Annotated in this window: 21 protein-coding genes; 10 read left to right on the top strand and 11 right to left on the bottom strand. The window is 59.0% G+C overall.

The genetic code is table 11. The features are described from left to right. From SJY21_RS09525 to SJY21_RS09500, 6 genes are all read right to left on the bottom strand, one after another. Positions 1 to 495 carry a hypothetical protein gene (locus tag SJY21_RS09525; RefSeq protein WP_377509502.1) on the bottom strand — a complete coding sequence of 165 codons (495 nt, stop codon included), beginning with the start codon at positions 493 to 495 and terminating at the stop codon, positions 1 to 3. Continuing rightward, complete coding sequence (gene leuS / locus SJY21_RS09520; RefSeq protein WP_377509499.1) at positions 482 to 3040, bottom strand: leucine--tRNA ligase; 2559 nt, start codon at positions 3038 to 3040, stop codon at positions 482 to 484. Before leuS ends, SJY21_RS09525 begins: the two co-directional genes overlap by 14 nt. A gap of 76 nt (positions 3041 to 3116) precedes the next feature. Then, positions 3117 to 3596, bottom strand: a complete 480-nt coding sequence (locus SJY21_RS09515) for a DUF3576 domain-containing protein (protein ID WP_377513204.1) — start codon at positions 3594 to 3596, stop codon at positions 3117 to 3119. A gap of 83 nt (positions 3597 to 3679) precedes the next feature. Continuing rightward, on the bottom strand, positions 3680 to 5719 hold the full coding sequence (locus tag SJY21_RS09510; protein WP_377509496.1) for a sulfotransferase: 2040 nt from the start codon (positions 5717 to 5719) through the stop codon (positions 3680 to 3682). A 114-nt stretch (positions 5720 to 5833) separates the two neighbouring features. Continuing rightward, on the bottom strand, positions 5834 to 6208 hold the full coding sequence (locus tag SJY21_RS09505; protein WP_377509493.1) for a hypothetical protein: 375 nt from the start codon (positions 6206 to 6208) through the stop codon (positions 5834 to 5836). After that, entirely contained in the window at positions 6159 to 6929 is a 771-nt protein-coding gene (locus SJY21_RS09500) for a porin (RefSeq protein ID WP_377509490.1), read from the bottom strand. Before SJY21_RS09500 ends, SJY21_RS09505 begins: the two co-directional genes overlap by 50 nt. 236 nt (positions 6930 to 7165) lie before the next feature. Here SJY21_RS09500 and SJY21_RS09495 point away from each other — a divergent pair, with 236 nt between their 5' ends. Further along, on the top strand, positions 7166 to 7819 hold the full coding sequence (locus tag SJY21_RS09495; RefSeq protein WP_377509487.1) for a YggS family pyridoxal phosphate-dependent enzyme: 654 nt from the start codon (positions 7166 to 7168) through the stop codon (positions 7817 to 7819). Here SJY21_RS09495 and SJY21_RS09490 read toward each other — a convergent pair. Together SJY21_RS09490 and SJY21_RS09485 are read right to left on the bottom strand one after the other, a co-directional pair. Next, positions 7816 to 8310 (bottom strand): L,D-transpeptidase, encoded by a 495-nt coding sequence (locus tag SJY21_RS09490; RefSeq protein WP_377509484.1) that lies wholly within the window; start codon positions 8308 to 8310, stop codon positions 7816 to 7818. The two genes, SJY21_RS09495 and SJY21_RS09490, sit on opposite strands and share 4 nt — an antisense overlap. Before the next feature lie 24 nt (positions 8311 to 8334). After that, on the bottom strand, positions 8335 to 8652 hold the full coding sequence (locus tag SJY21_RS09485; protein WP_377509481.1) for a TraR/DksA family transcriptional regulator: 318 nt from the start codon (positions 8650 to 8652) through the stop codon (positions 8335 to 8337). Between the two features lie 103 nt (positions 8653 to 8755). Between SJY21_RS09485 and SJY21_RS09480 the strand changes: the two genes are divergently transcribed. Then, a complete protein-coding gene (locus SJY21_RS09480) occupies positions 8756 to 9604 on the top strand; it encodes an EamA family transporter (RefSeq protein ID WP_377509478.1) in 849 nt (282 codons plus the stop codon). On the opposite strand, the gene ribA is transcribed toward SJY21_RS09480, so the two are convergent. Continuing rightward, positions 9601 to 10686, bottom strand: a complete 1086-nt coding sequence (ribA, locus tag SJY21_RS09475; RefSeq protein ID WP_377509475.1) for a GTP cyclohydrolase II — start codon at positions 10684 to 10686, stop codon at positions 9601 to 9603. The genes SJY21_RS09480 and ribA overlap by 4 nt on opposite strands. A 156-nt stretch (positions 10687 to 10842) precedes the next feature. On the opposite strand from ribA, the gene SJY21_RS09470 reads away from it, so the two are divergent. The 4 genes from SJY21_RS09470 (at position 10843) to SJY21_RS09455 (ending at position 13504) form a co-directional block, all read left to right on the top strand. Next, entirely contained in the window at positions 10843 to 11529 is a 687-nt protein-coding gene (locus tag SJY21_RS09470; RefSeq protein WP_377509472.1) for a response regulator transcription factor, read from the top strand. Between the two features lie 238 nt (positions 11530 to 11767). Next, positions 11768 to 12103: an ArsR/SmtB family transcription factor gene (locus tag SJY21_RS09465; RefSeq protein ID WP_377509469.1), complete on the top strand. Its 336-nt coding sequence runs from the start codon at positions 11768 to 11770 to the stop codon at positions 12101 to 12103. Beyond that, entirely contained in the window at positions 12096 to 12551 is a 456-nt protein-coding gene (locus SJY21_RS09460; protein WP_377509466.1) for an SRPBCC domain-containing protein, read from the top strand. Before SJY21_RS09465 ends, SJY21_RS09460 begins: the two co-directional genes overlap by 8 nt. A gap of 164 nt (positions 12552 to 12715) precedes the next feature. Beyond that, a complete protein-coding gene (locus tag SJY21_RS09455; RefSeq protein ID WP_377509463.1) occupies positions 12716 to 13504 on the top strand; it encodes an exodeoxyribonuclease III in 789 nt (262 codons plus the stop codon). Here the strand turns inward: SJY21_RS09455 and SJY21_RS09450 are convergent. Further along, positions 13501 to 13713, bottom strand: a complete 213-nt coding sequence (locus tag SJY21_RS09450) for a hypothetical protein (RefSeq protein ID WP_377509460.1) — start codon at positions 13711 to 13713, stop codon at positions 13501 to 13503. The two genes, SJY21_RS09455 and SJY21_RS09450, sit on opposite strands and share 4 nt — an antisense overlap. Beyond that, positions 13685 to 14131 (bottom strand): GDSL-type esterase/lipase family protein, encoded by a 447-nt coding sequence (locus SJY21_RS09445; protein ID WP_377509457.1) that lies wholly within the window; start codon positions 14129 to 14131, stop codon positions 13685 to 13687. The genes SJY21_RS09450 and SJY21_RS09445 overlap by 29 nt, the downstream gene beginning before the upstream one ends. Positions 14132 to 14250: 119 nt before the next feature. On the opposite strand from SJY21_RS09445, the gene trxA reads away from it, so the two are divergent. The 4 genes from trxA to SJY21_RS09425 are packed head-to-tail and all read left to right on the top strand — an operon-like array spanning position 14251 to position 16348. Continuing rightward, the gene (trxA, locus tag SJY21_RS09440) at positions 14251 to 15165 is read left to right on the top strand and encodes a thioredoxin (protein WP_377509454.1); all 915 of its coding nucleotides are present in this window, start codon (positions 14251 to 14253) and stop codon (positions 15163 to 15165) included. Positions 15166 to 15191: 26 nt separating this feature from the next. After that, positions 15192 to 15833 carry an LON peptidase substrate-binding domain-containing protein gene (locus SJY21_RS09435; protein WP_377509451.1) on the top strand — a complete coding sequence of 214 codons (642 nt, stop codon included), beginning with the start codon at positions 15192 to 15194 and terminating at the stop codon, positions 15831 to 15833. Beyond that, the gene (locus SJY21_RS09430; RefSeq protein ID WP_377509448.1) at positions 15830 to 16012 is read left to right on the top strand and encodes a Trm112 family protein; all 183 of its coding nucleotides are present in this window, start codon (positions 15830 to 15832) and stop codon (positions 16010 to 16012) included. The genes SJY21_RS09435 and SJY21_RS09430 overlap by 4 nt, the downstream gene beginning before the upstream one ends. Before the next feature lie 45 nt (positions 16013 to 16057). Continuing rightward, positions 16058 to 16348: a hypothetical protein gene (locus tag SJY21_RS09425; RefSeq protein ID WP_377509445.1), complete on the top strand. Its 291-nt coding sequence runs from the start codon at positions 16058 to 16060 to the stop codon at positions 16346 to 16348. Positions 16349 to 16356 lie beyond the last annotated feature (8 nt).

Below are 16356 nucleotides of genomic sequence, written 5' to 3'. Positions count from 1 at the left end.
CTAAAGGTCCTGCGCGGCGATCATCAACCGCGTGATGATCAGATCGGCAAGGGCCGTCCCAAGCCGGTCGCGCGCATCGCCTTCGGCTTCAAGGGTCGCAACCGTAGTGCCGGCCGCGGAATAGGCGGTAAATGTGTCGACCTGACCGCTGGCAAGGGCGGTATCATCACCCATTTCCATCAATGTCCATGTTGCGATGCCGGGCAGGTTGTAGCGCGTCGTATCTTGCTGGGTCGTGATTGCAACTGGGTTTGCATCGATATCCAGCGCGACCCGCAAGCGATAGCGCGGCGATGCCGTGCGCCCTAACCGATCTTCAATGCGCGCGCGCAGGCGGAACCCTTCACGGGTGGCAGGCGTTTCGATATCGACAGCGTTGCGCAACGCCCCGCCTGCACCGGATGTGCCGTAAACCGGTGCAAAGCCGCAGCCGCCCAAGGCAAGCGCCCCAAGGATCAGGGCGCGGCGGGGTAAGGCGGGGCTAGATGACGACATTGACGATCCTTCCTGGCACGACGATCAGCTTTTTCGGCGCGGCCCCGTCAAGGGTGCGCACCACAGCTTGATCCGCCAGCACAAGTTTTTCAATCTCGTCCTTTGGCATGTCCTTGGCCACGGTGATTTCCGACCGCCGCTTGCCGTTGATCTGGATCGGCAGGGTCACGGTATCCTCGACCAGCATCGCCTCGTCCGCCGTGGGCCAGGGGGCGTTGGCGATCAGGCCTTCACCGCCCAGCATCGCCCAGATATCTTCGGCCAAGTGTGGCGTCATGGGTGACATGAGTTGCGCGAGCGTGCGCATGGCTGTGCGTTTTGCGTCCGCACCCGCCTTGGATTTGGCAAGCGTGTTGGTAAAGGCGTAGAGTTTGGCGATGGAGGCGTTGAAGCCGAAGCTTTCGACGCCTTGGGTCACATCAAAGATGGTCTTGTGCATCTCGCGGAGCAGTTGTTGGTCAGCTTCGGGCGCGGCTGCTTCGCTGGTTTCAGCGATGTCGCTTGCAATCCGATGCACGCGCGACAGGTGCTTGAACGCCGCTTCGGCACCCGATGCCGTCCATTCCACATCCCGTTCCGGCGGGCTGTCGGATAGCACGAACCAACGGGCGGTATCGGCCCCGTATTGGTCAATGATCGCGACCGGATCCACTACGTTGTTTTTGGATTTGGACATCTTGGCAGAGGGGATGATTTCGACCTGCGTGCCATCCTTGAGGAACCCGCTCCCGTCACGTAATTCAACGGTTTCGGGATAATGATAGACGGGACGCCCGTCCTTGCCGGCTGTTTTGTAGATCGCATGCGTCACCATCCCTTGCGTAAACAGCGCATCAAACGGTTCGATCGCCTTGGCGGGCAGGTGGCCGGTTTTCTGCATCGCGCGGGCAAAGAACCGCGAATAAAGCAGGTGCAGGATCGCGTGTTCGATCCCGCCGATGTATTGATCGACGTTCATCCAATAGGCGGCGTCTTCGGCGCTCGTGGGCGTATCCGCATGGGGCGAGGTAAAGCGCGCGAAATACCATGACGAATCCACGAATGTGTCCATCGTGTCGGTTTCCCGCTTGGCAGGTTTCCCGCAAGACGGGCAAGCCGTATCACGCCATGTGGGGTGGCGGTCAAGCGGGTTGCCGGGGATGTCGAATGTCACATCATAGGGCAGCTCGACGGGCAGGTTGTCCTTCTTTTCCGGCACCACGCCGCAGGTATCGCAATGCACAACAGGGATCGGGCAACCCCAATAGCGCTGCCGCGACAGGCCCCAATCGCGCAGGCGGAATTTGGTGACACCTTGGCCCACGCCATTGGATTCGCAGAACGCGATTGCGGCGTCGATGGCATCGGCGCCGGTGGTCGCCGCGTCCCAGTTGAACGGCGCGACCCAATGGACCATTTCGGTTTTCGTCGGAACGAAGGCCTCGGTCAGTTCGGGGTCGCTATCCGCTGACGGCAGGAAGGTCGGGATGATCGGCAGGCCGTATTTCGTGGCAAAGTCGAAATCGCGTTGGTCATGGGCGGGGCAGCCGAAAATCGCGCCAGTGCCATAGTCCATCAGGATGAAGTTGGCGACATAAACGGGCAGTTCCCATGCGGTATCAAACGGGTGGCGCACACGCAGGCCCGTGTCGAACCCCATTTTGTCGGCCTTTTCCAGCGCCTCTTCGGTGGTGCCACCCTTGCGGCATTCCGCGTTGAAGGCGGCCAGATCGGAGTTGTCCTGTTCCAGCTGCTTGGCCAGCGGGTGATCGGGCGAAATGCCGATGAACGATGCGCCCATCAAGGTGTCGGGGCGGGTTGTGTAAACCTCGATCCGGTCATGGCCCGCGGGGCCGTCGATCATCGAAAAGGCGAATTGCAGGCCGCGCGATTTGCCAATCCAGTTGGCTTGCATCAGTTTGACCTTGGCGGGCCAGTCGTCCAGCCCGTCAAGCGCGTCCAGCAGTTCTTCGGCCATGTCGGAAATCTTGAAGAACCACTGGGTCAGGTCTTTGCGCTCAACCTCGGCCCCTGATCGCCAGCCTTTGCCGTCGATCACCTGTTCGTTGGCCAGCACGGTCATATCGACCGGATCCCAGTTCACGGTGGCATTCTTGCGGTCAATCAGGCCCGCATCCAGCATGTCGATGAACAGGGCCTGCTGCTGGCCGTAATATTCGGGATCACAGGTCGCGAACATGCGCGACCAGTCAAGCCCGAACCCCAGCGGTTTCATCTGCGCGACCATGTCGTCGATGTTCTGGTATGTCCAATCCTTGGGGTGGCCGCCGGATGCCATCGCCGCATTTTCAGCAGGCATCCCAAAGGCATCAAACCCCATCGGGTGCAGCACGTTGTGGCCCGTCGCCAGTTTGTAGCGCGCGATCACATCGCCCATGGTGTAGTTGCGCACATGGCCGATATGAATGCGCCCCGAAGGATAGGGAAACATTTCCAGCACGTAATACTTCGGCTTGTCGGCTGTGCGCACGGCTTTGAATGTGCCGGCCTTGTCCCAGGCGGCTTGCCACTTGGCTTCGATTTCAGCAGGAGAGTAGGGGGACATGGATATGGTCCTTGAATGTGAAACGCCGGGCGTATTGCAGGCCCGGCGCGGTCGCAAGGGAAGGTGCCGTGCGGGCCTAAAGCCGTCCGTCCGCAATCCGTAGCTGGCGCGCGCGTGACAGGATCGCGTCCTCGACGGCGCGGGTTGTTTCGACGCTTGCCGGTCCGCCGCGCGTCAGCAGCGACAGGTTGAGCGAACGGGCATCAAGTGCGGGATCGGTGATGTAAATCGTTGCACGATAGCTGCGGCTGCCACCCGGCGGGGTGCCAAAGCCCATCGAAATCACGCCGGTGAACGGATCAACGCTTTCGATCGGCAGGAAGTTCAATACATCAATCGACGCGGCCCAAAGGTAGCGGTTTACTGCTACATTTTCGGCCCCGCGTGTGCGCACGGCTTGCCGCGTTGGAGTATCAGTCGCGCGTGCACCGCCACCGGAAATGCCAAGGCTGCCGATACTGCCAAAAGGGTTGCTGCCACCCAGGCTGCCGGAACTGCCACAGGCCGTCAGCGCGGCCAGCGAACCCGCAGCAATAAGCGAACGAAACGAAAGGATATGTGCCAAAACCCGGCCCCCATGTATTTGTCCCTGAATACCTAGCCAATGTTGCCAGTCCTCACAAGAGTCTGTCGCGTGCCTTAGTCAGGCAATGGCACGCCAAATTCCTTGAGTGCGTCAAACAGTGGCGCAAGTTCGTCGGCATAACGTTCCCAACTGCGCACGGAACTGCGGTAAATCGGCTGGCGCACCTGATAGACCGACAGGGTGCGCACGGAATTGTCGGACTTGTGGAAGTCCAGCACGCCGTCCTCCCAAGGCAGATCGCAATAGGCAAGAAGTTTGCGCGCTTCACCTTCGGGATCAGCGGTCAGTTTGTCGTAATCCAGGACATGGAAACTGTCGGGCCACAGGTCTTGCCAGTAATCCAGCCACTTGAGGAAACGGGAATAGTAATGGGCAAGGGCACGCATGTCTGTGTTGTATTTCAGGCTGCCTGCGGCAAAGCGGTTCTTGTAGATCGATAGCAGATTGTCCCTTGGATCACGCTTGAGAACGACAATGCGGGCATCGGGCATCGCCGCGCGCAACAGGCCGATTTGTTCGTGGTTTCCAAGTGCCTTGTCCACCATGCGGCCGGCATTTGGAAAGTCTTGGCGCGCCATCCGTTCATATTCGCTGCCCAGTGTATTCAGGGCCGCGGTCAGATCGTTCTCCGTCCAGTCCGCAGCGGCCTTGCTGGCCATGACAGGATGCAAGGCCGCGCGTGACCAGAGCGCCTCTCCGACACCTGTCATCGTGGAATGGGCCGCAAGGATCTGTTCGGTCAACGTCGTTCCTGACCTTGGCAAGCCTGTTACCAGAATGGGGTTGGCACGATTGGGCGAGTTAGCTGCGACCTTTTGAAGGTCAACCTTTAGCGCGATTTCGTGGACGTGGTTTTCAAAATTGCCATATCGGTCCGGATTCCATGCCTCATCCAGCGTCGCGTTTGCCGCATTGAGGTAGGTGAAAACCCGATCATATTGCTTGGTGTCTTCGTAGATCTTGCTGAGTGCAAACGCGATATTTACGTCGATTCCATCGGGTGATGCGGCTTTTGCACGGTCTTCCAGAATCGGAATGACGGGATCATCAGCTGCAAATTTCCGCCCTACGGCAATCTGATAGAACAGTTCCGTCATATCGGGCTTTTGCGCGAGGGCGGCCAGATAATCGGTGTTGGACGCTTCGAAATCACCGCTGTGTTGATAATGGTTGGCCCGTTGAATCAATGCGCGTGGCATGCAGGCATTTGCCGCGACAAGTTCGTTGAACAGGGCAACCGCCGCGTCAGGCTTTTGGTTCAGTGATTGTGCGCGGGCAAGGGCAAGCTTGGCCTCGGGGTCGCCGCCACTCAGCTCAATTGCCTTGTGTGCGGCCTCCTCGGCCTGGCGGGCTTGTTTGATTTCGCAAAGGGCAACAGCCCACATGATCAGCAGTTTGGGGTTGTCGGGCTGAAGTTGCGTTGCCCGCTCAAGGTGTTGGGACGCAGGCAGAAACTGCTCGCGCTCGCTTAGGTAGCGGGCGTAATTGGTGCGCACGGTGGCAGCATAGGGATCGGTGCGAATGGCCTTGCGGAAAATGACGTCAGCGGCGGTTGCGTCACCTTTCAATTCATAAGCCGTTGCAAGGGCGTTCAGGATCAGGGCGTTGCCGGGGTGCGCCGTATCAAGTCGTTGCGCGATGTCGAATGCCTGATCGCCATCCCGGCGCACCAGTGCTGCGATCAACGCATCCATTTCTGCCTTGGGGGCACCACCGAATTCTGCGGGGCGGTCGGATTTCATCTTTGCCGCGATATCGGATTTGACGGTGGCGGGGATGGGCGCGGCGCGCAGTTCGGCGTTGAATTTGTCAATCCGCGCGGTGTCTCCAAGTACGCCAAGCGCTATCGCGCTAAGTTGCCAGACCGGTGGCTGTTTCGGGGCGGACTTGCGGGCCGCTTCAAGATGGATAACCGCACCTTTTGCGTCATCCGCTTCCAGCAGAATACGTGCCAGTTGAAACCTTGCCTGCGCCATGTTCGGCACGGCCTTGATTATGCGCTCGAACCCGGCTTTTGCTTCGGCCAGATTGCCGGCCTTGTGGGCGGCGGCTGCGCGTTTGAACGCCTGATCCAGTGCGGGTTTGTTCATCATCGCCATAGGTTTGCCTGCCCCTCATTTTCCCGTCATGCATAGCCTGTCATATGCCCAAAAGAAAAGAGCGGCCCCGAAGGACCGCTCTCTCTTTAGGATAACTTCGGGGTTCGATTAGAACTCGAAGGAAACCTCGACAGTTGTGCCGACCTGATACTCAGGATCGCCAACTTCGTCACCGGAGTCTGTGTCTTGGTCGTCAGCATAGGACACGAGAAGTGTCGCGCCGCCGCCCAGATCGTAAGAACCGGCTACGTAGAAGTCTTCGCCTGCATCAGCAACACCGGCCAGAACGGTCAGGCCGTTGCCTACGTCATACGAACCTTCGATCGACCAGTCTTCTGCAGTTGTGTTTGCAGCAAGGCCATCGTCCAGAACTTCGTAGTTCACGGAAACAGCGATTGGGCCGTCTGCGTATTCAGCAGAGATACCGTAGCCGTCAGCAACCAGTGCGCCGCCTTCGGATACGAAGTATGCGCCGAGGGTCACAGGACCAACTGGGTAAGCAACTTCGATACCGATCGAAGTCTTCGCTGATGGTGTTGTTGGAAGCGTAAGCGAAAGTCACGTCTGCGCCGCCGAACGATGTGCCAACCGACAGACCAAAGATTTCGTCAGGGTTGAAGTCGCCGGAAGCTGTGCCAACGTCTGTGTCTTCTGCCTGGTAGGCCAGAGCAACAGTGAAGTTACCCACCATACCGGCAACACCGATCGACAGTTGGTCGAGTGTATCGTCGCCACCGTCAGCAGCTTCGTCCCAGATGTAGGACACGGAAGCGTCCCAACCTGCGAACGACATGTCGCCGCGCAGAACGATTTCGCCGTCAGATTCGGAGAAATTGTCGTTGACCATGTCACCAGCCGAAACCCAGCGAGTCTGAGCAGCCTGGTCGGTGTCACCGAAGAACAGGCCAGCTGTTTCGGATTCCAGCGACAGGACGTAGCCGCCAGCAACCAGGTATTTACCCAGTGTGTAGCCGCCGGAAGTGTCTTCCAGAATGTCGAAGTCGAAGGTTGCGGATGCGGTCAGACCGTTGTCCAGTTCCTGCGACAGGGTCACAGCAACGTTGGCTTCCCAATAGAAACCGTCGTTACCGGTTGTTGTGTTGTCGTTGTAGCCCAGAGTGGCTTCGCCACCGAAGGACACTTCAGCTGCAGCAGCGCCAGCCAGGGCGATTACGGCAGTCGAGGCGAGAAGGATGCTTTTCATGGATATATTCCCTCGTGTTGTGCATTCTCAGAATGCCAGATAGCCCAGCATTGAGGATGTCTTTGCGCCCATCGGGCCGTTCACTCAAGTCAATTGCGCCTATTTCCGGGCAGTCCGAAAAAAATGATGCATCAGTGCCACACACCAATTTGGGCGGTTTTGCCCATGACAGCGGCCAGATTGCCCCTTATGTCCAAGGGAACAAGGAAAACCCGAACGATAACAGGAGGCTGGGAATGTCCCTGACAGAGATACGCGACAAAGTTGCCAAGCAAGAAGCCGCCAGCGCCCGTGCTGCGGGGTCAACCACCCTGATTGCTGTGTCCAAGGTGCAGCCCAATGAACGCGTGCAGGCGATTCTGGACGAAGGCCACCGCGTGTTCGGCGAGAATCGTGTGCAAGAGGCCGCAGGCAAATGGCCCGCCTTTCGCGAGCGTTATGACGGGATCGAACTGCATCTGATTGGCCCGCTACAAACCAACAAGGCCCGTCAGGCAATGGAACTGGCCCAAGCCATCCACACGCTGGACCGCCCCAAGTTGGCCAAAACGATGGCGCGGCTCGCACAGGAGTTGGGCACATGCCCCGATTTGTTCGTGCAGGTGAATACCGGCGAGGAAACGCAAAAGGCAGGCGTTTTGCCCGCCGATGCCGATGGGTTCATTCAGGAATCACTGGCGATGGACCTGCCCGTGCGCGGATTGATGTGCATTCCGCCCGTCGATGAAGAACCCTCGCTGCATTTCGCCTTGCTGGCCAAGATCGCCGCGCGCAACGGGCTGAAAGGTCTGTCCATGGGGATGAGCAGCGATTTCGAACGCGCGATTGCGCTGGGGGCCACCCATATCCGTGTCGGTTCGGCGATTTTCGGGGAACGGGTGGCGACCTAAAGCACGATCAGCCGTGTCCGGTGTCGGATTCGCGGTGCGATCCAGTGCAGATCGGCGCGCCGCAACCCGATGCAGCCTTCGGTTGGATAGCCTGCGCGCCGCCACTGGTGGATGAATATGGCCGAGCCGCGCCCTTTGACCGCATAGGGCCAGTTCCAATCGGTCAGGATCACCAGATCGTAAAGCGGGTCTGCGCGATCCAGCCTTTCGTGGCTGAAATCGTGTGGTGCGCGCACCATCATATTATAAGAAGGGTCGGTCACATCATCCGACCAGCGATCGCCCGGTCGGATCGGCACGGCCCAATCGCTTGGTTTCGCCAGCCGGTCAGGCCGATACAGCATCCCCACCAGGCGGTGTTGCCCGCGCGGTGTTGCGCCATCGCCTTCTTTCTTGTGATCGGAAATGCCGCCTTTGCCCCATGTGCAGGGAAATCGACGCCCCAGAAAGCGCAGATGGGTCGGCGTCACGATCATATCGAAAGGTGTCATAGCGCCAAGATTACGCACGGGGCGTCAGGTGGCGCAATCCTTGCAGAACGGGGTTGCGGGCAGCAGATCAAGCCGCAGGTCACTGATTTTGGTGCCGCACTTGACGCAATGACCGTATTCGCCGCTCGCAAGTCGCGCCAAAGCGGCGTCAATCTGCGCGATTTCAGCTTGTGCCGCGTGGCCGATCCCCTCGAACACCTCGTCCTGTTCGCGTTCGGTGGCGCTGTCCTCCCAATCCTTGCTCGTGTGGGAATCAAGCTCGGCGTCAGCCTCGATCATGCGTTGGTGCAGTTCGGCGCGACGCTTTTCCAGCTCGGCCTTGCGATTATTGTGGGTCGTCATTGCAGCTCCTCCAGTTTGGTCAAGCATGGTGCAATTGTCGGGCTTGCACCTTGATCCCAATCAATAGATTGCCAATCAGCCGCAGATTTGCGCAACTGGCATGATGACAACACCTGTGATCCTTGCTGTTCTTCTGGCCGCCGTGCTGCACGCATCGTGGAATGCCATGGCCAAGGGTGGCAAGGACAAGACACTTAGCATGGCCGCCGTGATCATCGGCCACTCCCCCTTTGCACTGGTTGCCCTGTGCTTTGTGCCGCTGCCCACGGTTGCCAGTCTGCCTTATCTGGCGGGCGGGATGGTTTTGCACTTTGGTTATCAGGTGTTTTTGATCAATTCCTACAAGATCGGCGATCTGACCCAGGTTTACCCCATTGCGCGCGGCATCGCGCCGTTGATCGTTGCCGCCGTGTCGGTGCTGTTCTTGAACGTGCATCTGGGCGGGGCCGAAACTCTGGCGGTGCTGTTGATCGGTATTGGTATCCTTAGTCTTGGACTGGTGCGCGGTCAGAACGGTGCGCGCAATCCCAAGGCCGCCGCACTTGCCGTGGTGACGGGCTGTTTCATCGCCGGCTATTCACTGGTGGATGGCATGGGCGCGCGTGTCGCTGGGACCGCTGTTGGGTTCTACAGCGTGCTGGCCCTGCTGAACGCAGTCGTGTTCGCGATCTACTTGCGCTGGCAGCGCCCCGGTGTGTTGTCGCGATTACCAACCGAAGGCGCGCGCACATTCGTCCTGGGTGGCTTTGCATCCTTCGCTGCCTATTCGCTGGTGGTCTGGGGGTTCACGCAAGCACCCATCGCACTGGTCACGGCCCTGCGGGAAACCAGCATCATCTTTGCGCTGCTGATCGGTGTGTTCTTTATGAAGGAACGGCTGGATCTGGCCAAAGTGGCGTCCACCTTTGTGACGCTGGCAGGGGCGATCCTGCTGCGGTTCGCCAAATCCTAAAGCAAATGCCCTGATTTGGCGGCCTTTGTCGCAAGATAGTGATGGTTGTGGCGGTTTTCACCAACTTTCAGCGGCACACGTTCCACGACATTGATGCCGGTTTCTTCCATCCGCGCGACCTTGGCGGGGTTATTGGTAAGAAGGCGGACACTGGCAAACCCCATCCGTTTCAGGATTTCCGCGCCAATACGAAAATCCCGCTCGTCGTCCTCGAATCCCAGACGGTGATTGGCCTCAACCGTATCAAACCCCTGATCCTGCAAGGAATAGGCGCGCATCTTGTTGGCAAGACCAATCCCGCGTCCTTCCTGATTCAGATAAAGCAAAACACCTGCGCCTTCGGCCCCCATCTGCGCCAGCGCACCGCGCAGTTGCGGGCCACAGTCGCATTTGAGGCTGCCCAGCAGATCACCGGTAAAGCAGGCCGAATGCAAACGCGACAGCACGGGCTGGCCGCGATCCGGGCTACCGATCTCGATCGCATAATGTTCTTCGGCCCCGTCATCGGGGCGGAAAATATGCAAGCGACCTGCCTCGGACACCTCAAGCGGCAGGCGGGCGCTGATCACGGGGTTCAGGGGGCTAAGGGCGGTGTTCAGGGCCGCTTCGACGGGCAGACGGGTCAGATCGTGTTCGGCTGCAAATGCGCCCGTATCGGTAAGAGGGGCAATCACCGCCGCGGGCAAAAGGCGCGCCGCCTTGGCCAATGCAATCGCCGCGCGGTGCAGATCGGCCGTGCCATCACGCTGGCTGCGCAGCGGGCCTTTCATCGGTGATTTCAGATCGTCCGCAGGGTCGGCCACCGCACGCACCCAGTTCAGTGCAACATCAGGTGGCAGGACAACCCGGGCGACATCGCCGTCATAGGCCCGCGCGCGCAGGGTTTCAGCGCGCCATGATGTGATCGCAAGAACGCCATCACCCAGGGCACGAATCTGCGCCAAACGCGCCGCATCAAGCGTTTCAGCCGCCAGCACGACGGCACCCGCCCCATTCGCCGCATGCAAGACAACCGGCACGCCCATACGCAAATCAGCACGGGCGCGGGCAAGGCGTTCTGTGATGTCGGGCGCAAATGTCATGCTATTCCGTAACCTGTTCGCCTTTCAGATAGTGGATTTTGCCACAAAGTGAAACATTTGCCGCATTTGCCACACGAGGGCGTGAGTGTTTTGCAGCATCACTTGCCCGAACCGTGTCTTGGGCACATCTGTAATGCAACAAACCCGGAGGCTGTCATGGCACAACTCAAGAAAATCCTGCTCGTCGATGATGACGAGGACCTGCGCGAGGCGCTGAGCGAACAGTTGATCATCACCGAAGATTTCGATGTCTTCGAGGCTGGAAACGGTTCCGAAGCGATGAGCCGCGCCAAAGAGGCGCTGTATGATCTTGTGATCCTTGATGTGGGTCTGCCCGACACGGATGGCCGCGAATTGTGCCGCCTGATGCGCAAACAGGGCGTGAAGTGCCCGATCCTGATGCTGACGGGCCATGATAGCGACAGCGACACCATTCTGGGCCTTGATGCTGGTGCCAATGATTATGTCACCAAGCCCTTCAAATTCCCCGTTCTTTTGGCCCGTATCCGCGCGCAGCTGCGCACCCATGAACAGTCCGAAGATGCGGTATTCCAGCTTGGGCCATATACCTTCAAACCGGCGCAAAAGATGCTGCTGACGGACGAGGACAGGAAAATCCGCCTGACGGAAAAAGAGACGAATATCCTCAAGTTCCTGTATCGCGCGACCGAAGGTGTTGTGGCCCGCGACATTCTGCTCCACGAGGTCTGGGGGTATAATGCGGGTGTGACAACCCACACGCTGGAAACCCACATCTACCGCCTGCGTCAGAAAATCGAACCCGATCCGTCGAACGCCCGCCTGCTTGTGACGGAAAGCGGCGGATATCGTCTGGTTGCTTGATCTGGATCAAATCGCGGTATGCGGGTGTATCCTATCAAGTAAGCGTTCCCCGTGGTGATGGGGTAAATCACCGACCTCCCTGTTGGACTTCGCCCCGGCCTTTTGGCTGGGGCTTTTTTCTGCCCTGGGTGTCCGCTTTGCGGGACAAAGCCGTCATCCGCGGAAGGTCCGCTTTGCTAATACGCAGCTAGTTGGCTACCTTTATTGACTCTCAGAAAGGCTCGCGTTATGCAGCCTCATGGCTACCTATTCGTCACACCTCCCTACCATCTTCGGGGCGCTCTCTGACCCAACACGTTTGGCTGTTGTGTCCCAACTGCTTGAGGGCCCTGCTTCGGTCTCATCCTTGGCCGAACCGCACGGAATGACGCGTCAGTCGTTCATGAAGCACCTCAAGGTGCTGGAAGCGGCGGGGGTCGTTCGCTCAATAAAAAAGGGCCGTGTGAGAACCGTTGCACTCAGACCGAATGCCTTGGCGCAGGTTGAAGACTGGGCAAGTCTGCATCGTGCCCGTGTCGAAAGCGAATTGGATCGCCTCGGAGAATTCCTCAAAACGGAGACCTGGAATGACTGATGAACAGCAACGTGCAGACAGCTTTGAAATAGAACGCATTTATCCGAATTGCCGTGACCACGTCTGGGCGGCATGGGCTGATCGCGAGATGAAGTCCAAATGGTTCGGGAATGGCCTCACCGAGATGGACTTTCGTGTCGGGGGTGTCGAACGCGGAGCTTTCAGCAATGACATGGGCGAACACACGAAAGAAGCGACGTTTTTCGAGATCAAGGAAAAGTCCCGCATCGTCTACGCTTACTCCATGGCCATGAACGGAACGGTCCACACGGTTTCACTTGCGACGGTTCTTTTTGAAGACGAAGGCGGCGGAACTCGATTAAACTACAAAGAACAGATGTGCGTTATTCCTCCAAGTGACGGTGCGGAGGGTCGGAAGCACGGATGGAGCGCGTTGCTAGATGGGTTGCATGCGTATTTGGCTGATGACTCGGTTCAAGCGAAGTAAGTATGCTGCCAGCTACCCGCCCATCTTTTGCAGCCATTCGCTGCGTCCTGACGAATGGGAAGGTTGGGCTCAAAGCGGCCATTCAGTAGAATCCTCCCCCCTCACCCTTTCACTCCCCAATCCCGCTGCTATGCTTCGCGCGAAACCCAATCAGGAGCCTCCCGATGTCATTCACCCTTGCCACCTGGAACATCAATTCGGTGCGTCTGCGCGAGGGGTTGGTGGCGCGGTTGATGACCGAGGAAATGCCCGATGTGTTGTGCTTGCAGGAGTGCAAGAGTCCGGTGGAGAAGATGCCTTTGGAAGCGTTTGCTGCGCTGGGCTATACCCATTATGTCGCGCGGGGCCAAAAGGGGTATAACGGTGTTGCGATCCTCTCGAAGCTGCCGATTGAAGAAGTCGGGGCCGAGGATTTTGCCTCGCTTGGCCATGCCCGCCACATCGCGGGACGACTGGAAAACGGCGTGACGGTGCATAACTTCTACGTCCCTGCAGGCGGTGACAAGCCTGACCGCGAGATCAACGACAAGTTCGGGCAGAAACTGGATTACCTGACGGAAATGCGCGACCATTTCCACGCGAACGCGCCGGAAAAGTCCATTCTTGTCGGGGACTTGAACATTGCCCCGCGCGAAGATGACGTCTGGGATCACAAGAAGCTGCTGAAAATCGTCAGCCACACGCCGGTCGAGGTTGAACACCTTGCCCAGACGCAGGACGCGGGCAAATGGGTTGATATCACCCGTCAGGATATTCCGCAGGGCAACCTTTATAGCTGGTGGTCCTATCGCGCCGCCGATTGGGACGGGGCCGACAAGGGCCGCCGCCTTGATCATGTTTGGGCCACGCCGGATATTGCCAATGCGGCCCATTCCAGCCGCGTCTTGCGCGATGTGCGCGGATGGCAGCAACCCAGCGACCACGCGCCGGTTTTCGCGACGTTTGACCTTTAAGCAATCGCCGCGGCCACCGCTTGGGCCAATACCGCGTGGCTTTCAGGTTCGAAATGCACACCGTCTGACGGGCTGACTGCGATATGCCCGCCCGCGTCCAGAAAACGCAGGCCGCGCGTTTTGGCATAGACTGCCAGCAGGGGCGCAAGTGCGCCCGATTTCGCTTCGCAGCCGATGAATTCATCCTCGAGGCAGGCCCGCCTCGACACAAGTAGGCGGGCAGATCAGCAGAATATCAAAGCCGCCATGGCGTTGCCGGATGTCTTCTTGGGTCGCGATATCGACCAGCGCAGCAAAGCCGGCCGCGATTGTTTCGGCCGATGCACCAAAGCGCGCCTTGCTGTCGTTGGTCCCCAACATGATCGTCAGCCAGTCGATCGGGCCGTGGCTGGCCAGCGCCATTTTCAAGCCCTCGCGCCCGTCCATATGCGCGCCCATAACCGGGTCGGGCATTGCGGTTGTGCGGCCCGGCAAGCCTTCCTCGATCAGGGTCCAGTCTTCACCAAGGGCACGGGCTGCTAATGCGGGCCAGCGGGTTAGCGCATCAAATCGCTGATAGTCGCGTGTGTCGCGGAACGGCACTTGGCCGTGCGTATTGCTGTCGCCGAAAGTCAAAAGTGTCGGCATCGGACCCCCCTGTTTTACGCAAGGGTATGTCGCCATTCGAATTGGGTAAAGCCTGCCCCTTGGCCTTTGGGTCATCACAGCCCATATAGGGCGCAACACAGCAATTGATGGGGGCGGATATGCTCAACCTTGGTGATACGCGCGCGGATGCGCCAGCAACAGACCTGATCAAAGACGGCGGCGATGCCACGTTCATGCAGGACGTGATCGAAGCCAGTAAAGAAGTACCGGTGATCGTCGACTTCTGGGCGCCGTGGTGTGGGCCGTGCAAGACACTTGGCCCCGCGCTTGAGGCGGCAGTGACCAAAGCAGGCGGGCGCGTGAAGATGGTGAAGGTCGATGTGGATCAGAACCAACAGGTCGCAGGCCAGTTGCAGGTCCAGTCTATTCCCACCGTTTACGCGTTTTATCAGGGCCAGCCGGTTGACGGGTTTCAAGGCGCGCTGCCCCCTTCCGAGATCGAGGCCTTTGTGAATAAGGTCGCCGATCTTGGCGGCGAAGAGGACAACGGTTTGGCCGACGCGCTGGAAGCTGCCGAAACGATGCTGGCCGAAGGTGAAGCGGCCGATGCTGTCGAAACCTTTGCCGCGATTCTGGAAGAAGATGCCAATAACGCCGCGGCCTTTGCCGGGCTTGCCCGCGCGCATATCGCACTGGATCAGGTAGATCAGGCCGAGGCCGTGTTGAACGGTGCGCCCGCCGAGATTTCCAAAGCGCCCGAAATCGAAGCGGCCCATGCCCAGATTGATCTGGCGCGTCAGGCGGCCAACGCTGGCCCGCTGGACGATTTGCGCGCGGCGGTCGCTGCGAACGAGGATGATCATCAAGCGCGGTTCGATCTGGCAACGGCGTTGCATGCATCCGGTGACGTTGAAGGCGCGGTCGCAGAATTGCTGGAACTGTTCCGCCGGGACCGCGATTGGAATGATGCGGCTGCCAAAACGCAATTGTTCACGATCTTCGATGCGCTGAAACCCACCGATCCGGTCGCGTTGAACGGGCGGCGCAAACTGTCGTCGATGATATTTGCCTGACGGGTTTTGCAGGCTAGGTTAGGGACATGATCACAGAGATTGACCTACCCGAAACGATTCCGGTGTTTCCATTGCCCGGCGCGCTACTTTTGCCGCGCTCGCGCCTGCCGCTGCATCTGTTCGAGCCCCGTTATCTGGCGATGCTGGACGATGTGCTGAAAACGCCTGCGCGCCTGATCGGGATGGTGCAGCCCTTTGACGGGCCGCAGGGTGCCGGCAAGCTGCATGGCATCGGTTGCGCGGGCCGCGTCACCGCGTTTTCGGAAACCGAGGATGGGCGCTATATGATCACCCTGTCGGGCATATCGCGGTTTCGCATCCAGCAAGCGGTGGAAGGATTTACGCCCTATCGCCGTTGCGATGTGTCCTGGGACGGATTTGGCCGTGATCTGGGGCCGGACGAAAAAGACCCCGACTTTGATCGCGCCAAGCTGATGGACCTGCTGGAGCGGTTCTTTGAAGAGCGCGGGCTGTCGACCGATTGGGACAGTATGAAAGAGGCGGACGACGAATTGCTGATCAATTCCCTGTCCATGCTTTGCCCGTTTGACCCCGAGGACAAACAGGCCCTTTTGGAAGCGCCATCCTTGTCGACCCGCCGCGAAACCTTGTTCACGCTGATCGAATTTGCGATGCGTGGTGGCGACCACGAGGAGATCATGCAATGACAGACACGCGCGCGTTCGACCCCAAAATGCTTGAGGCGCTGGTCTGCCCGCAGACCCACGGGCCGCTGACCTATGATGCTGAAAGCCAGGAGCTGATGTCCAAAGCCGCGCATCTGGCCTATCCGATCCGCGGCGGTATCCCCGTAATGCTGGTCGATGAAGCGCGCGAGCTGGATTAGCAAGCGGTTAACCACTTTGCCCCCATGATCGGGGCGGAGGTTGCCATGATCCAGAATCTATATCCTGCTGATGAACTGTCTCAGGTCCGTGCCCAAATACGGCGGCTGAAACTGCGTGAAGATGAATTGCGCGCAGGGTATCTGTCGGGGCAGTTGAATCCTGTGGGGCTTGATGCCCTTGTGGAAATCAAGATGCAGCGGCGGCGCAGGTTCTGCCATGACAGATTGCCACCTGATATCCTGAACAATCCAGTGTATTGGGACCGGTCCGAAACCCCTGCCGTTGTCGTGCGCCCCAAACCGGCGCAGGCCACGAGCACGCGCATCCGCGCGTAACCGGGGCC

It is taken from the genome of Octadecabacter sp. R77987, assembly GCF_042466115.1.
Classification (GTDB): domain Bacteria; phylum Pseudomonadota; class Alphaproteobacteria; order Rhodobacterales; family Rhodobacteraceae; genus SW4.
Note: the sequence above shows the minus strand (reverse complement) of the source record. Positions and strands in the feature narration are given on the sequence as shown.

Excerpts from the sequence above, each read along its gene's own strand:
- SJY21_RS09435 (WP_377509451.1), top strand. The coding sequence starts at position 15,192 with ATGATCACAGAGATTGACCTACCCGAAACGATTCCGGTGTTTCCATTG.
- SJY21_RS09465 (WP_377509469.1), top strand. The coding sequence starts at position 11,768 with ATGGCTACCTATTCGTCACACCTCCCTACCATCTTCGGGGCGCTCTCT.
- SJY21_RS09460 (WP_377509466.1), top strand. The coding sequence starts at position 12,096 with ATGACTGATGAACAGCAACGTGCAGACAGCTTTGAAATAGAACGCATT.
- SJY21_RS09495 (WP_377509487.1), top strand. The coding sequence starts at position 7,166 with ATGTCCCTGACAGAGATACGCGACAAAGTTGCCAAGCAAGAAGCCGCC.
- SJY21_RS09455 (WP_377509463.1), top strand. The coding sequence starts at position 12,716 with ATGTCATTCACCCTTGCCACCTGGAACATCAATTCGGTGCGTCTGCGC.
- SJY21_RS09490 (WP_377509484.1), bottom strand. The coding sequence starts at position 8,310 with ATGACACCTTTCGATATGATCGTGACGCCGACCCATCTGCGCTTTCTG.
- SJY21_RS09480 (WP_377509478.1), top strand. The coding sequence starts at position 8,756 with ATGACAACACCTGTGATCCTTGCTGTTCTTCTGGCCGCCGTGCTGCAC.
- leuS (WP_377509499.1), bottom strand. The coding sequence starts at position 3,040 with ATGTCCCCCTACTCTCCTGCTGAAATCGAAGCCAAGTGGCAAGCCGCC.
- SJY21_RS09500 (WP_377509490.1), bottom strand. The coding sequence starts at position 6,929 with ATGAAAAGCATCCTTCTCGCCTCGACTGCCGTAATCGCCCTGGCTGGC.
- SJY21_RS09470 (WP_377509472.1), top strand. The coding sequence starts at position 10,843 with ATGGCACAACTCAAGAAAATCCTGCTCGTCGATGATGACGAGGACCTG.
- SJY21_RS09425 (WP_377509445.1), top strand. The coding sequence starts at position 16,058 with ATGATCCAGAATCTATATCCTGCTGATGAACTGTCTCAGGTCCGTGCC.
- ribA (WP_377509475.1), bottom strand. The coding sequence starts at position 10,686 with ATGACATTTGCGCCCGACATCACAGAACGCCTTGCCCGCGCCCGTGCT.
- SJY21_RS09445 (WP_377509457.1), bottom strand. The coding sequence starts at position 14,131 with ATGCCGACACTTTTGACTTTCGGCGACAGCAATACGCACGGCCAAGTG.
- trxA (WP_377509454.1), top strand. The coding sequence starts at position 14,251 with ATGCTCAACCTTGGTGATACGCGCGCGGATGCGCCAGCAACAGACCTG.
- SJY21_RS09510 (WP_377509496.1), bottom strand. The coding sequence starts at position 5,719 with ATGATGAACAAACCCGCACTGGATCAGGCGTTCAAACGCGCAGCCGCC.
- SJY21_RS09430 (WP_377509448.1), top strand. The coding sequence starts at position 15,830 with ATGACAGACACGCGCGCGTTCGACCCCAAAATGCTTGAGGCGCTGGTC.
- SJY21_RS09485 (WP_377509481.1), bottom strand. The coding sequence starts at position 8,652 with ATGACGACCCACAATAATCGCAAGGCCGAGCTGGAAAAGCGTCGCGCC.
- SJY21_RS09525 (WP_377509502.1), bottom strand. The coding sequence starts at position 495 with ATGTCGTCATCTAGCCCCGCCTTACCCCGCCGCGCCCTGATCCTTGGG.